This is a genomic window from Rhodococcus sp. 7Tela_A2 (assembly GCF_049311045.1).
Taxonomy (GTDB): Bacteria; Actinomycetota; Actinomycetes; order Mycobacteriales; family Mycobacteriaceae; genus Rhodococcus.
On the sequence record NZ_JAXION010000053.1, the window covers coordinates 14796 to 29481 of the forward strand.

The following is a 14686-nucleotide window of genomic DNA, read 5'->3' on the forward strand; positions in this document are numbered from 1 at the left end:
GCTACTTGACGACCAGCGGTTTCTGTTGGTCGACCATCGGAACGAGATCGACTCCGACAGCATCGCGTCCGAGGCTGACGGCTACGTTCAGCGTCGTCCCTGTACCCACGAACGGGTCGAGCACCACGCCGCGCGAGGGGGTGCAGTGCCCACAATCGGTCCAGCCGGTCGTCACCTTCTTGGCGAAGGTGAACTCGCGAAAGTACCCGCCGAGCACCTCTTTCGCCTCAGCAGCGAGGGCTTGCACCGTCTTGCTGTTGCGGCCCGTTCCGGACTGGAACTTCGTGGCCTTGCCCACGTCGGAGACGCCCGTGGCCTGGATCGCGCGGATGTGGTCGTCGCTAAGTCCGGCCTCGGCGGCCAGTTCCATCGCACGGCGGGCCTGCGGACGGTTCGGGTCGAGGATTCGGGTGCGTTCGAGCGCACGAGTGCGCGGCGAGCCGCATGAATTGCAGACCTGGGGAGGGCACCCCAGCAGGACGGCTCGGCGGACGAGTTCCTGCGGGTACGGGGCCAGATGGGCGCTCATGTTCCGCTCGGGGTTAATGTGCCACACGTCGCCGGGGTTCGCGCCGTTACCATAGGTCTCGGCGTATTCATGCAGGTCGTAGTAATAGCTCTGCTTCGGCGCGAGGTGGATGACGTACTCGTGTCGGTTGGCCAGGCGGTTCTTGGCTGGCTCGGGCATCCCGCCGTCTTTGGTCCAGATTATGCGGTTGCGGATCAGCCAACCGTTGTCCACGGCGGCTGCTTCGATGCGACCAGGTATGCCCACCAGTGACTTCTTGTAGTAGGTGTCGCCGACGTTGAGGAACACCGATCCGGTCGGGCGGAGCACCCGCTTCCACTCGTGGAGACAGTCCATCAGTGCGGACACGTAGCCCTGCGGCGTCGACTCCTGGCCGATCTGGTCATCGTGACCGTAGTCCCGCTTCTGCCAGTAAGGAGGTGAGGTGACCACGAGATCCGCGGAGTTGGCCGCGAGACCTGTGTCACGGGCATCGCCGGTGACGATCTTCTTCTTCGGTTTGCGAAGACCGGAGTCCCAATCGGTCAGCGATCCCGCACCCACGACCCCGAGGTTGGGCTTCCGATCGGATGCTGACGAGCCGGTATCCGGGGCAATCGACACGTTGGATCTCCTTCTGGGTGTGCAGTGACAGTCTCGCCTAGGGCGACGACTGGATCATGCAGGCGCGCTGATACTAGGGACTGCATCGGACAGCAAGTAGACGCCGCTGTTACACAGAGCGACTCTCCCACTCAAGAATGACCCGATCTCGGGTCAATGTCAATCTGATTGTGCAGGCCAGCCACATTTCCGCGACCCCTTCAGGGGTCGTTGGTAACATTCGTTCATGTCCATTCACGCACTGAGCACCGCCGAGGTGGCTGAGCGCGCCGGCGTACCGATAGAAGCGCTGCGGTCATTGCTGCGTCGTGCGCAGTTTCCGGAGGCCGACGTCGTGATCGGCGGCACGAACGCTCGACCTGTGCGGGGATGGACGGCGGAGACGGTGGACACATGGCTCGAATCACGTTCTTCGCCACACCAGCGCGGTCGCACCTAGATCGTGCGGGAAACTAATGTGATTGCAGCACAAAGATCTAGCTAGATTTCAAGGTGAACAGAGTTGAGCCGACGGGGCGACGCGGATGGCGATGGAAGCCCACCAGGACCCGGCCAAGCGGCCGGGAACGCTAAAACGGATCGCTGATCAGTTGGGTGTACTGCAGACCGATCGTCCGGACGATCGGTCTGCAGATCGGTGCGCGTAGTCGGCTTCCACATGCCACACCGGGAGCCCTTGAGGCCCAGTTCGCGCATCAACCGCTCAGCCGTGCAGCACGCCACCTCAATGGTCACGCGGCCGAGTTCCAGCCCGCGTAGGAGCGGCACAGGGCCTGGGACGGTTCACATCGTCTATCCCGGCCTGACTCCGGGCCACAGGACTCTAGATCAGGACGGACTCATCCACCTGCGACACGCGCCAGGGTGGTTCGGTTTGACGTGAGTGCCTGTTCACCGGGCCCGCTGGCTAAGCCAGCGCGGGTGACCCGGTGTGTTGGACTATTGGTCGACATGGATGACGGCATGGGAGGTGGGTTCGATGGCAACCCTCGCGGAGCAGGAACGCAGGCTGCTGGATCTCCTGACCGATCAAGTGCACAAGACGTTCGTTGAAGCCCGCGCCGCGGGCGTCCCCGCCGAGACATTCGGGGATATCGAGGCGATCGCCAGCGCGATGGTCGCCGCGCTGCCGACGAGCCACCCCTACGACCGGTTGGCGGGACCGTTCTACGACACCGCCGGCCTCACGAAATGGCTGGGAGTGAGCCGTCAATCCGTCAACAAGAGCATCGGCGTGAGCACCACGATCGCATGCAAGCTCGACGACGGACAGTGGGTGTACCCCACCTGGCAGTTCACCTCCGCCCGGACCGTGCACCCGCACCTTGTCACGTTGTGGAAGGCACTCCGCGCCGCCGCAGACCCATGGACCTGCGCGGTATGGCTTCGTACCGCACAATCCGCTCTCGGAGACCACAGCGCCGTCGACTGGGTCACGGGCGGCCGCCCCGTCGAGGAGCCCCTCGCACTCGCGCGTGCCGACGTCGAACGCTGGTCGATGTGACCCGCAATGCGGACGCAATCCTCCACGCAGCCACGATCGCTGGCCCAGCCCGAACTCCTGGTTGACCGCCCACGAACGCTGCTCGGAGCCATCGACGATCCTCCATCCCACATCGTCGGCCCGGTCCAGCTACCGATCGTTTGTAACATTTCGCTTCGCAGGAAGTTGCGGATGTTGTCGACCGCGATCGTTGTGAGGGTGCCGTCTGTCAGGCGAGCGGCCATCGAGGAGATCGGCCCAATCAGTACGCAGTTCGTCGTGAGTCAGCGCAGGGCGAGCGGCGCCATGCCCGAGGAGGTCGGCGACGTCATCGTGGGATAACAGGTTCAGGGCGTCTCGGATGAACTGCTTGGAACGGGTCAGCCGCAGCAGTTCCGGGGCGGCCCTACGGGGCGCTGCTCCGTGCGTCTGGTGCTCGTGGTTGGAAACGGCCCGAGTGGATTCGGGCTCACCATCACGTCTCGACATCCCGATGATTTTCGTTTGTCCGGTATTCCGCGAGGGTATCGCGTGTTCCGACTGGCCGCAGTCCCTTCTGAAGTGCTCGGGAGAGTCCCGGGGTGTGGTGAAAATGCGGCGAGGACCTGACCAGCCCGACTGGCGCGTGTCGCTGCCATACCTTTGTGAAGCTGGGAGGGCTATCAGCGCTGGCATTCGAGCAATTGGGTCGGTGACCGCAAGTAGAGTCGTGAGCATGACTCCTGACGAGCCGATCGCGGCGCGGACGACACCGCGCGCCCTCATATCCGAGGTCTCGCGTGGCTACTAGAATCAATGGATTCTACGAGTACGACGACGATGACCTGACTCCTGGCAAGAAGAAAGAGGGCGGGCTTCATCAGAACCTCTTCGACCGTGACGGCAACCTCAAAGGGAATGCCAGATTCATCCCGCACGAAGAGCCAGACCCAGACCCAGTTGTGATCTACCCGCCGGTCAATGTGCCCGACAAGGAGTACGAGCGACGGCGAGCCCGTGAGCGACGGCGAGCCCGTGATCAGGAAGAGATCGCCGAGTTGCTCGCCGATATCGTAAAGCGCCTCGTCGTGGAGGCAACGCCCCACGCCAAAAGGTTGTGGCACGACAAGGCTCGACCCGCCATTGAGGCGCGACGCGCAGAAGCAACGCACGACGCCAAGCTGTTGTGGCGCGAGAAGGCCCAACCCGTCATTGAGGCGCGACGCGCAAAGAAGGCGGCACGCAAGACACTAAAGGCAGCGGCCAAGCAGCCCATCGTGGTTGAAGCAACGGTCGTGGACTCCGGCCGGGAGTTGGCTGTGGCCGAAGAGGTGTACCGCACAGACATGAGCAGCGTGGAAGCGCAGGCGCGCTACCTTGCTGCGCTCGCGGCTCGGGCATTCAGCGATGAGCAGATGAAGCTCGTGTCCAATGCCAACATCGTTGACGGGGAAAGCCTCGCTGAGTTGCAGCGCACGCTCGCGGAGCTTCCGCCACAACAGGTCAAGGGCATCATCGAGGCTGTGGAGGCAAACCCGTCCGTGCTGAGCGGCGACCTGTTGGCCGAGCTAGGGAAGCTTCTGGGGCTGGATCGAGTTGAGCCTGAGTCCGTTCGCATTGAGGAGCGAAGGGATCTGTGATGGCCACCGTCGCTGACCTCAGCGGCTTTGGTTTCCAGTCGTCCGGCTACGCTGATCCGAATTCCACCACCCCATGGGGCACTATCAAGCGCTCGCAACAGGTCCGCGCTGCCATGGCGACCGCTGGCAGCCGCACGACTTCGTGTGGCGGCGGCAATCCTGATGCCATCGGATTGGCAGTCCGCTTGCGAATCCGTGTAACTGATCGGGCGGAGACGATCCTGGGATGAACTGATGGCGACAGAATGTTCACAGTGAGCCCCCTCGTGCGAGCGTTCGCAGCGCACGTTTGAGTTCCTCGGGAAGGGTGTCCCGGAACACCCGGTATGCGGCCTTCGACTGCCTCGTCACCGGCTGCGGCCAGGCGGGGCTGGTGTCCAGCCATCCTTGTGCGACTTCGCACCACATCCACGTGACCGCATAGGGGGAGGCTGCCGCGCGCCGCCGGGGATGCGCAATCCGAGCCCATCCCGCGAACCAGGTGTCCGGCGACCGAGCAAGTTCGCGGACGCGTCGCTCAAGCGCTCGGTAGTTCCTACTTCGGGAGAGTTCGGCCGCGGCTGCCTGGGATGCTGCCGCTATCTCCCGTGGGCTCGCGAGCAGCCGAGTGCTCGCTGCGCGGGACGTGCGCCTGCCGATGTCAGGATCGAGTCCGATGCTTGCTGCAGCCGTGGACCAGGTCGATCCGGGCTGTTGTGCTCGTGCGATGCACAGGGAGGCGTACAGCCGGCCTGTGCATTCCTGCGTTGCCAGCGTCCTGGCGAAGTGACGCCTGTAGACGTGTTTGTCGAGGAGTTGGGGGATCGCGGACAGCGGCATCGTGATCGCGGTGGCCTGGTGGTCGAGTTGCAGGCCGACATGGCGGTGTGCCGCAAGGACCTGAACAGCGAGCCCTCCCAGGACTGGGCTCATCACCGTGCGGTTGACGATCCAGCCTCGTGGCCCTCCGGGAACGTTCGGAATCAGGGTGAACCACTCGGCCAATCGCGCCACCGCTGCATCAGGGTTGCGCTGCGCCAGTATCGAATCCGCCTCGGCCAGGGCGGAGCCGCGAATGACGGGACTTGCTGGAGGCTGTATGCCCCACCGCGGCCCTCGGAGTTCTCCTGGCCGTGCAGCCGCCTCATCCTGGACACCGCTCGCCCAGTCCGCGAGCTGCCGCTTGTCCGGACGAGCTGCGATGTGAAGGAGAAGGGTCGTGAGGTTCTTTAGCTCGGCGAGGTACTCCTCCGGAGGAAGTGCGCCATCGAGCACGCTGATGTTCTGGCCGTCGATGGCAGTTTCCACTCGGGCAGCGACTCGCAGCGAAGTCTCGGGCGCGGGAACAGCGGCTTCAGCCAAGACTAATAGGCCGCAGTGGGCGAAGACCCCGGATGGGTTTCCGCACGGCTGATCGATTCCGGGGTTGGCGCGAAGCGGGTTGTGGCGACGTGATCGAAAGCGGTCCCCGCAGCCTGAGCAGTGCGGCGTCAGGTAGGCCTTGTGTTCGAGGCAGACCGTTGAGATCGGCAGCTTCCACTGCAGTCGCCAAATTCCGTCGCGGGCCAAGCACATTGGGCAAACCTGTGTCCCGTGCTGCGGGAACCAGCCGCGGGCCACAACTTTCCTGAAGCTGTGTCGGTCAAGCGGGTCGAACCCATCGAGATTGAGTGGTAGACCACCGTCGTACCTCACGAGGGTCGCATTCGCGACGTCGTCGGCCGGCAATCCGGTCACGGATCCAATCCGAGCGGCGATTTGGCCATTAGGTTTGACCAGCATGAACGCTGCGGAGGGCGAAACGTCGTTGTGCTCCTCGGTCAGCAGACGGAACAGATCCTTGGTCAAGATGTCGTTGGCGATCGCTACTCGCTCGAGGTACGAGTCCAGGGCTTCGCTGGGGCCGAGTTGAATGCGGGCTGGCAACATCGGTCAGATCCAGAAATCAAACGGGCCAGCGAAGTCGGGCAGGGAGCCCCTGAGGATCCCCCTGGCTTGCGAGCTCAACATCTCGCTCCGCGGCCGCAAGCGCGTATTCGCGTAGCCACAGCTGCCCGTCAGCTCCGAGTCTGGAGTGGAACTGCGCAAGGTCGACAGAACTGATGTTCACCACGGGAATCCGCGCATGCGCATCCGTACCGGCACTGGCGTCCAGCCAGATCCACGCCTCGGCGAGATCCTTCGCTCGCTCGAATCCTGCGACGCCCGGAACCCGGTGCCGGAGCATCGACGCCGTGATGCCGGTTCGTTGATCAACGCACAGGTTCAATCCCCGCCGAATCAGCACCTCCGCCAGGACGACCAATCGCCTGATGTCTTCTGCCCGCCACCGGGGTGTGAATTGACCTCGATACTCGGTCGTGTCGCCACACTTGGTGTAGTCATCCATACACTGCCAAATCGACCAAGATCGTTCGTCGACGTCATCCTCGAGTCGCGTGAGCCAGTCGTGCAGTACCCGGCAGGAACGACGCCGAGCAATCCAGTCGTTCTCACCAATGATCGTCGGATCATCCGCGTACCGAATCATGCTTGGCACGTGTGCTGTGCTGAGCCCGAAACGATTTCGCAGTTCACGCAGCCTAGGCTCCAACTCGTCCATAGTCAGGCCGATCGAACTGCGAGGAAAACGAACAGGGTCTGTGCGGTCGCGCAGCACCAGCTTCTGGCATTGGGGTGTCCCGATACCGTCCAGCCAAGGCTCACCAGTCCACTCGCGGGCGGGCGGTTCCCAGACCGCAGTCAGTATCACCGCGACGAGTGCGGGAGCCTCGGGGAGTTTCAGTGCCCCGAGGAGCCAAGGCGCACAAAAGGGGCACGCGAGTTTGTCGGCCGCCGCACCCGCTAGGTACTGGTCAATTTCCGGTAGCCACTTGTTCTGGGCATAGCCGTTTACAAATGCAGCGCGCGCAGCGCGTGCGACTCTTTTCAGCTGACGGAGGGCATCTGGACTGGAGTCGGTGGCGTGAAAAACCGCCAGCATCTTCTGTTGCAGATCGATGTGCGCCGGTTCCAACTCGACGGGATCTGCCACGGATCGATGGTGCGGACACACCGGCTCCAGCATGGTCCGGCAGCGAGGACACGAGAACTGGATTGCGAAATGGCGCTCGCGGTTCCTGATCCCCTTCTCGGCGCACCGTCGGCAGTCCCAGACGCAGGTGCCCAACCGCCACAGCGACTCCTGTTGGGTCACGCTATTGGCGCAGGTGTTCAGGGTTGCCGATTCAAGTCGGCCACGGCTGACACCGGACAGCGCAGATACTCGATTCATCACTGCCGGTGGCTGGACAATCGGAGAGTCCGGATTCGTCGGGTTCCCGACAACGCGGGAAACGGGCAGTTCATTCGCGGCTGCAAGTCGATGAGCGAACGAACCGAACGACTCACCTTCTGCGATCCGAACGCGCGTGGGAAGTCCAGCCGGTGACATCAGCCGATCCCGTTCGAACGCTGGGGGCGACTCAACGCTTCCTCTGCAGCATGGGCACGGGCACTCAACTGAACCGCCGCAAGATGACGCGGCTTAATCGCATGTGTGCCGTCCGCGTTCGCGTGAATCGATGCCTCGATGACGAGACGTGCAAGATCACCGATGTAGCCCTGTGTGCGCTTCCACAGCGGGCCCGCGAGCTCCGATTCCAGCATTCCTGGCTTGCCGGCTGGAAGGTGCGGCAATAGCTTGTCCTCCACATCGAGGAGCAGTCGCTGCCAACGCTCTTGATCAGCCGACGTGTCGGCGCCGTACATCGGCAACGTGATCAGTCTCAGGCGGCCGGCGATCTGCGGATCGATCACGATGTCGCCACCTGCCAGGTTCGCTCCGATCAGCACGATCGAGGCTCCCTGCTCACCAAGCTCCGTATTGATGTGCTTGACGTGGTCGAGAACGTCTCGGCCACCCTTCCAATTGGTCTTCAACAGGTGTGCATCGTCAACAACCAGCACCTTGACGCCATGGCGTTCCGCGGCGCGGATCATTCTGGTGGTCAGGCTCCGCGTCACACCCTCGCCCGGAAGTCCGAAGAACTCCAGGAATTGGGAGTCGAACTCCTTGATACGCGCGCTGGATTGCAGGTTCACCCATACGACCGGGCACAGGTCCGCTTCGACGTCCGGGGTCGGCGCCCACACAGGTAGGAAATCGAGCTCCACCGATGCGTCTCGAATCCAGTATCGATAGCGGCTCCGAGCCCAACGCTTGACGAGGGTGCTCTTGCCGAGCGCGTTCGGTCCGGTCACCGCAACAAGCTGTTTCGCACCAGGGGGTGACTCACTGTTTGCTTCGACCACCGAGGTGAGAGTCGCTTCAATCCCTGCCAGTTCGGAACTGTCGATGTGAAGATTCCGGATCCATTGGCGCAGTTGATCACGGTGATGCTCTACTTCGGCACCGGAGAGCCGCAACCACTGGGCTTTCGTGAGGGGGACTGGTTCGGCAGGTTCCGCCGCCACACAGTGGCGATGCCATTGAGTGGAGTTCATGCGTTCTCACGTCGATCTCGGATGCTCGGCCACGGTGAATCCAGGAAGTCGAGTTCGGCCTCCTCGGGGACTGTGCTCGACTGCTTCGGTGGGATCCCATACACGGCGTCGAACGCCGACTGTGTGTCCGTGTGGTCGACGCGCGACTGTTCGACCCGTCTGTGTCCGGCTGACAGCTTCGCCTTCCACTCCTTCGTCTTCGGCGCCGTGGTCAATTCCATGATCTCGTCAAGAATCTGCCGTGAGGCCGAGCCGGGGAACAGGGTCCTGTTGCCGCCCCGCTCTCTGATTCGGGATCTGACTGCCGCCAGGATCGTGTCGGTCATCGGCGCATCCGTGAGGTGAGCGCCGCGCCACGGCACGCACTCGACGCGGCCTGATGTGGGGTCGCGGAACCAGATTCTGGAGAGGTCGTGGGGGTCGACGTGGAATGGCACCTTTCGGTCGTCGTCTCGGAACTGGCCCGGCGCGACGTTGCGGTACTCGTCAAGGACCCGCGAGTCGTACACCATGTTGGAGAACTCCACCCCGGCATGGCGGACCGTGCCCCACCGAATGGGGAGGAACTGGTAGATGAGATCGGGATGCTGGGGGACGTCGATGCGGCCGGTCGCTTCAAGCATCGCGTCCCACATCTCGAGCGGGCTGATTCGTGCGGTCGGATCACCCGACAGAATCAGCCCGCTGTGCGGGCTGCGGTGGTAGTCCAGCGCGACGAATCGCCGCAGATGCCCTTCGAGCTCGGAGGCCGTCATCAGGGGCTCGTCTGCGACGAGGCGGCCGCGTTCTGATGTGTTTCGGCCCTTGTAGCCGGGGATTTGTTGGACACCCCGCTGAAGAGTCTCATGCCACCGTTCGACGTGCGGGTTGTCAGTGGGCTTCTTCCCTCGGCTGAGAAGGAGGTCGATCCCCAAGCCCTGGAGCAGGTCTCGGAAGTGCTGCGAGACGAAGATGGAACCGTGGTCGCACCTGATCGCATCAGGCATGACAGACGGAATAGGGTGCTCGCCCTGCAGGGTCGAGAAGTCGGGGGACAACCTGCGGCGGCCAACGGTTGTCGATACGTCAGCGCAGTCCAGCGCCTCGGGTATCCCGCACCATCGCCAGTCGCCAACCGTGGTTCCGTCCACCCGCATCGAAAACGGCCGACAGACGTCGTAGATCAGGAGGCCGGCGTCGATACCGTCCGCGCTCATCGGCACCACTCTGAGGGCAAGGATGACACGGGTGGCGACGTCGATCGCGGTGAGGATCTCGACGCTGAATGCCCGCCCGAGAAGAGGATCGAAGACGAGACAATCTGCCCGCGTCGCATCGATTGCGACGATCTGACCAGGTCGAATGGCCGGGAAGTGCTGAGTGCCCGACACATGCCTCAGAGCACGACTTCGCTGACTCCGCGTGGTTTCCCCGCGGTCAAGCTTCAGATGGACGAGAAACTGACGCGTCAGACGTTGGGGAGTAACCACATCGTTGATCCCCTCATTCTTGAGCAGGACTCGAACGCGTCTGTCCAGCTCATTGATACCGACCGTCGACCGGTCGCCGTCCAAGCCGTCGACTACCTCCACCGCCACCACGCGGTAGCGCGGATCAATCAACTCCCACGACCTACCCTTGCGGGTACTCCTCCGATCCACCAGGGCGAGAAGGCCGGCCTTCCTCCACGCTCGCACCCAGTTCCGGATCGTGCTCGAATTTGGTGCGCCCGAGAGGATCTCGCCCTCCGCAAGTCGTCGCTGGACATTGCGATCGACTTGGGCCTCGTGCGCGAGAGTTTCCGCCATGATCTCGCAGCGGCGTGTCTCTGACAGCCCAGCCCCCACGGCGAACGGCGCCCGTGGTTCCCCTGGACGCGCCAGTTCTGGATGTCCATCGCGGTAACCGGTGTGGATCTCCTGGACGACCTCCAAGCGGAACAATGCGGATCGCTTCGCTTGTTTGGAGAGTCCATCCCACATCGGACGGAGCAGCTCACGGATTGGAGCAGCTTCTCCGTCGACAACACCCCTCGCCATCGCAAGTTCGGGCCACTCGATCAACATGGATTTGCCCGTTACGTCGCGTACCTGAACGCCGTTCGCCTGCACCACAACCACGACAGCGGTGCCCGCATCGGTGAGGATGCGGCTACCCTCGCTCAGCGTCGTCCGCGCGTCAGCCATCGGTACCGTCACCAGTGATCCGAACCGACGTACGTCCGGTCAGCTTCGACTCCAGGTCGACCTGGAGTGTCCCGTTCCAGACGAGGTGCCACACCGCTGACTTCGCCTGCCCCGAGCCGTCGTCGAGCGCGAACAGATCGTCCAGCACGACGCAACGGCCTGCGGCGGTAGCCAGAATGGCTTCCTCGATGCCACCCTGCCAGCTCGGCCTTCTTCGATATCCATGTAGCCACAAAAGGTTGAGTCGTTCGACCTCCCCAAGACCGGTGAATACCTCATACCGCCATCCGACAGCCGCACACGCCGAACGAGTCTTGTCCGACTGCAGCGTGAATTTTTCGTCCAGTCGTCGAGGATTCCGTACGTCCCAGAGAGTTACGGCGCCTCCAGCATCGGTCGACAACAGATCCGGCACGTGACGGAACTTGCGTGGCTCCGTCCACCGCAGCTCAACCGGTTGCGCAACCAGCCAGGTGACCGAAGACAGCCGGTCGAGGCGGCGCACCAGATCGTGCTCGAGGCCAGATTCCAGCGCGAGGTGCCCACCCGTAGTGGTTGAGAATGCAGTGACCGGTATGTGTCGGTTGTGCTCCGAAGAACGGGTACGCCTCACTGGTGCAAGCGAGTAAACGGGAGGCGGCGCACCACACCAATCCCACAGCAGGCCCGAGCCCTCAGATGACGGTTTGAACCACCACTCGGCGGTCACCCGAGCAGCCCGCACCCCAGGCGACTTTTGGTGGCAGATCGCCACCCCATGAACGGACTTGGTCTGACCTGCCGACTAAGCTGACCCATGGTGGGTTCCTTCGCTCGTAGCGTGCATCGGGAGCCTGTCCAAGGGGCGTTCCTGTTACAGCAGGGACGCCCCATTTTTGTGGTCAGGCAACGATTTCGAAGGCTACGCCGCCGAACTTCGGAGGGCGCCCGTTTCAGCTACTTTAGCGGCGTAGATTAGCGAAATCCATCACCGCCGCAGCCTTCGAATCCTCGAATCAGCAGGTCAGGACGCTACGAGCCCGTCGAGTAGCCCGTTAAAGTAGCGTCGCACTTCGCTAATCTTCGCTGCATCTCGACACCGGCGAAATCAGCCGCGCGCCATATCCACGAACCGCGACAGGTGCAGCTGGTGAGCCACGGTGATCGTCGCCGTCGGACCGTTACGGTGCTTACCGACGATCAGGTCGGCTTCACCACCGCGCGGGTCGTCGCGCTCGAATGCGTCGGGGCGGTGCAACAGGATCACCATGTCGGCGTCCTGCTCGAGCGATCCCGACTCGCGGAGGTCGGAGACCATCGGCTTCTTGTCGGTGCGCTGTTCGGGACCACGGTTGAGCTGACAGATCGCGATGACAGGGACTTCGAGTTCCTTCGCGAGAAGCTTGAGGCTACGCGAGAACTCGGAGACTTCCTGCTGCCGCGACTCGACTTTCTTACCGGAGGTCATCAGCTGCAGGTAGTCGACGACGATGAGACGGATGTCGTGTTTCTGCTTGAGCCGCCGTGCTTTCGCGCGGATCTCCATCATCGTCAGGTTCGGTGAATCGTCGATGTAGAGGGGGGCTTCGCTGATCTCGCTCATGCGCCGGGCGAGGCGGGTCCAGTCGTCGTCGGTCATGCGACCCGAACGCATGTCGCCGAGCTTGATCTTCGCCTCCGCGGAGAGCAAGCGCATGACGATCTCCGTCTTTCCCATCTCCAGGGAGAAGATGACGGACGCCATACCGTGCTTGATCGAGCACGACCGCATGAAGTCCATGCCGAGAGTCGAATTGTGCGTGGGCACCATCGCACGACCCGCGAGGTACATGTGGTCGCCGTCGACCTCCACGCAGCGGACGGGCACCGACGCGACCGGGCGAACGGCCCCGATGTGCCGGTAGCGAGCCACGGCGGTGCGGCATTCCTTGTGGCGCACTGCCTTGCTCGGAAGGACGAAGACGTCGTCGTCGGCGGTGAACGACACCACTCCGTCGTCGACGGTGCACGCGTAGCCCAAGCCCGCAACGAGTTCGGCGAGGTCGTGGGCGAGGCGCTCGCGCCCGGTGGAGAAGCGGATGGTGCCGTCGTCGTCGATGCGACCGCCGGCGTCGAGAAGGCCGGCGAGCAGGTCGCGGCGCTGCACGATCGAGCCGCGCTGGTATTCGACGGGAATGTGCGCCCCGAGCGACATCAATTCTTCGGTGAACCCGCCTTCACCTTCCACCCGCATGTGTACCTCTGCGTCGGAGGGCGGCCCGCCGAGCCACGCACCGAGGGTGAACGGTGCGACCGGTAGGTCTGCCGCGGGGAGGGCCAAGGGATCGGTGTGGGGGACCGCGTGACCGGCGTCGACGGTGGCGGCGAGTTCGCCGGTGGTGCGCACCACCCCGTCGGCGGTGCGCCACTGGTGCTGTTCGTCGGCGACGAGCACCGTGCCGTCGGAGAACACGACATCGAAACAGGGCCGGTCGCGCATGATCTCGGTGGCCGCGAGCACGCGGGTGGGCTTTCCGTCGGGAGCGAGCAGTTCGTCGCCGACGCGGACCTCACCCATGGTGGTCCATCCGGTGGGTGTGGGGAGCGGGGTGTCGAGGGCGAGAGCCTTGCCGACGCCGGGACGGGCGGCGACGATGATCATCTGTCCCGGATGCAGTCCGTTGGTGAGTTCGTCGAGTTCGGCGAACCCCGTAGGCACGCCGACCGAGATGCCGCCGCGGCTGGCGATGGAGTCGATCTCGTCCATCGTCGGCTGCAGCAGTTCTTCGAGGGCCACGAAGTCTTCGGTGGTGCGCCGCTCGGACACATCGAAGATCTCGGCCTGCGCACGGTCGACGACTTCTGCGACGTCCTGACCGTCCGAGCCGGCATATCCGTATTGGACGATGCGCGTGCCCGCTTCGACGAGCCGTCGCAGGATGGCCTTCTCCGCAACGATCTCGGCGTAGAAGCCGGCGTTCGCGGCAGTAGGCACCGTCTGGGTCAGGGTGACGAGGTACGCGGGGCCGCCGATGCGCTTGAGCTCGCCTCGGCGGTCGAGTTCGGCCGACACGGTGACGGGGTCGGCGGGTTCGCCGCGGCTGTAGAGGTCGAGGATCGAGTCGTAGATGGCTTGGTGAGCGGGGCGATAGAAATCGCCGGGGCGCAGCACTTCGAGAACGTCGGCAATGGCGTCCTTGCTCAGCAGCATGCCGCCGATGACGGACTGCTCGGCAACCATGTCCTGCGGGGGCTGGCGACCGAAGTCACCACCTGAGTCTTCGTCAGGGGGCCCCGGATAGTCGGAATGGCCACGATCGTCCACAACAGCCAACGTGATGCCGCCTTCCGTCCAAATACCGTCGCCCGGTGGTTCGCCGGCCGTTGACCCGTACCGACTCCCGGTGGGCGCCACCGGGAAACACTCCACGTTCTACTCGTCCCCACCGACACCGCAGTGGGTTGCAGCTCCCCACGAGGGAGAGTTGCGCGCTCGACGTTAGGGACGATTTCGAGGGCGACCAAATCGGGTTGTGCACACAGTTGGGGATAGATTGTGGAATCAGGTGGACAGGGTTGTGCACCTGATGTGGATAACCTGGGGAGAACGCATCTCACATTTGATAACGATGCAGGTTAACTAGGGAAAATGGCTGTTCAGCCCTGTGGAAGAAGGAATTTTCGGCGTGTCGCGATAACAATGCCGCCCGGGCGTGTTCATCTGTTCGTTCCCGAAACGATATGACCCGAGTCACACCGGTGCGTTTACCCACACCCGCCATCCACAGGTTGTGCACAGATGCCGCCGCGGCGCCCCCCCCCCCCACCCCCCCGGGCCCGCCCGCCCCGGGACCAACGCCCCCCC

11 protein-coding genes and 1 pseudogene are annotated in these 14686 nt (G+C 63.4%); 4 read left to right on the plus strand and 8 right to left on the minus strand.

What is annotated here, in order from left to right; translation table 11 throughout:
* Position 1: 1 nt before the first annotated feature.
* The gene (locus TVH25_RS11850; RefSeq protein WP_422424231.1) at positions 2 to 1072 is read right to left on the minus strand and encodes a DNA-methyltransferase; all 1071 of its coding nucleotides are present in this window, start codon (positions 1070 to 1072) and stop codon (positions 2 to 4) included.
* A 286-nt stretch (positions 1073 to 1358) separates the two neighbouring features.
* On the opposite strand from TVH25_RS11850, the gene TVH25_RS11855 reads away from it, so the two are divergent.
* From TVH25_RS11855 to TVH25_RS11870, 4 genes are all read left to right on the plus strand, one after another.
* Positions 1359 to 1571 carry an XRE family transcriptional regulator gene (locus tag TVH25_RS11855; RefSeq protein ID WP_422424232.1) on the plus strand — a complete coding sequence of 71 codons (213 nt, stop codon included), beginning with the start codon at positions 1359 to 1361 and terminating at the stop codon, positions 1569 to 1571.
* Between the two features lie 540 nt (positions 1572 to 2111).
* The gene (locus TVH25_RS11860) at positions 2112 to 2636 is read left to right on the plus strand and encodes a hypothetical protein (protein WP_422424233.1); all 525 of its coding nucleotides are present in this window, start codon (positions 2112 to 2114) and stop codon (positions 2634 to 2636) included.
* Positions 2637 to 3394: 758 nt separating this feature from the next.
* On the plus strand, positions 3395 to 4234 hold the full coding sequence (locus tag TVH25_RS11865) for a hypothetical protein (RefSeq protein ID WP_422424234.1): 840 nt from the start codon (positions 3395 to 3397) through the stop codon (positions 4232 to 4234).
* Positions 4234 to 4464: a hypothetical protein gene (locus TVH25_RS11870; protein WP_422424235.1), complete on the plus strand. Its 231-nt coding sequence runs from the start codon at positions 4234 to 4236 to the stop codon at positions 4462 to 4464. Before TVH25_RS11865 ends, TVH25_RS11870 begins: the two co-directional genes overlap by 1 nt.
* A 19-nt stretch (positions 4465 to 4483) precedes the next feature.
* Here TVH25_RS11870 and TVH25_RS11875 read toward each other — a convergent pair whose 3' ends face one another.
* From TVH25_RS11875 to dnaB, 7 genes and pseudogenes are all read right to left on the minus strand, one after another.
* Entirely contained in the window at positions 4484 to 5521 is a 1038-nt protein-coding gene (locus TVH25_RS11875; RefSeq protein ID WP_422424242.1) for a hypothetical protein, read from the minus strand.
* Between the two features lie 195 nt (positions 5522 to 5716).
* A pseudogene (locus TVH25_RS11880) lies at positions 5717 to 6142 on the minus strand (TniQ family protein); the annotation flags it as partial.
* A gap of 16 nt (positions 6143 to 6158) precedes the next feature.
* A complete protein-coding gene (locus tag TVH25_RS11885; RefSeq protein WP_422424236.1) occupies positions 6159 to 7247 on the minus strand; it encodes a hypothetical protein in 1089 nt (362 codons plus the stop codon).
* Between the two features lie 398 nt (positions 7248 to 7645).
* Positions 7646 to 8698: a TniB family NTP-binding protein gene (locus TVH25_RS11890; protein WP_422424237.1), complete on the minus strand. Its 1053-nt coding sequence runs from the start codon at positions 8696 to 8698 to the stop codon at positions 7646 to 7648.
* Positions 8695 to 10485, minus strand: coding sequence for a Mu transposase C-terminal domain-containing protein (locus TVH25_RS11895; RefSeq protein WP_422424241.1), 1791 nt, complete (start codon positions 10483 to 10485; stop codon positions 8695 to 8697). Before TVH25_RS11895 ends, TVH25_RS11890 begins: the two co-directional genes overlap by 4 nt.
* 370 nt (positions 10486 to 10855) lie before the next feature.
* Positions 10856 to 11572 carry a TnsA-like heteromeric transposase endonuclease subunit gene (locus TVH25_RS11900; RefSeq protein WP_422424238.1) on the minus strand — a complete coding sequence of 239 codons (717 nt, stop codon included), beginning with the start codon at positions 11570 to 11572 and terminating at the stop codon, positions 10856 to 10858.
* Positions 11573 to 11950: 378 nt separating this feature from the next.
* Positions 11951 to 14155: a replicative DNA helicase gene (dnaB, locus tag TVH25_RS11905; protein ID WP_422424239.1), complete on the minus strand. Its 2205-nt coding sequence runs from the start codon at positions 14153 to 14155 to the stop codon at positions 11951 to 11953.
* Between the last annotated feature and the right edge of the window lie 531 nt (positions 14156 to 14686).

Bases quoted from the DNA above. Each gene is read 5' to 3' on its own strand.
- TVH25_RS11855 (WP_422424232.1), top strand. From the start codon at position 1,359: ATGTCCATTCACGCACTGAGCACCGCCGAGGTGGCTGAGCGCGCCGGC.
- TVH25_RS11860 (WP_422424233.1), top strand. From the start codon at position 2,112: ATGGCAACCCTCGCGGAGCAGGAACGCAGGCTGCTGGATCTCCTGACC.
- TVH25_RS11870 (WP_422424235.1), top strand. From the start codon at position 4,234: ATGGCCACCGTCGCTGACCTCAGCGGCTTTGGTTTCCAGTCGTCCGGC.
- TVH25_RS11890 (WP_422424237.1), bottom strand. From the start codon at position 8,698: ATGAACTCCACTCAATGGCATCGCCACTGTGTGGCGGCGGAACCTGCC.
- TVH25_RS11895 (WP_422424241.1), bottom strand. From the start codon at position 10,485: ATGGCGGAAACTCTCGCGCACGAGGCCCAAGTCGATCGCAATGTCCAG.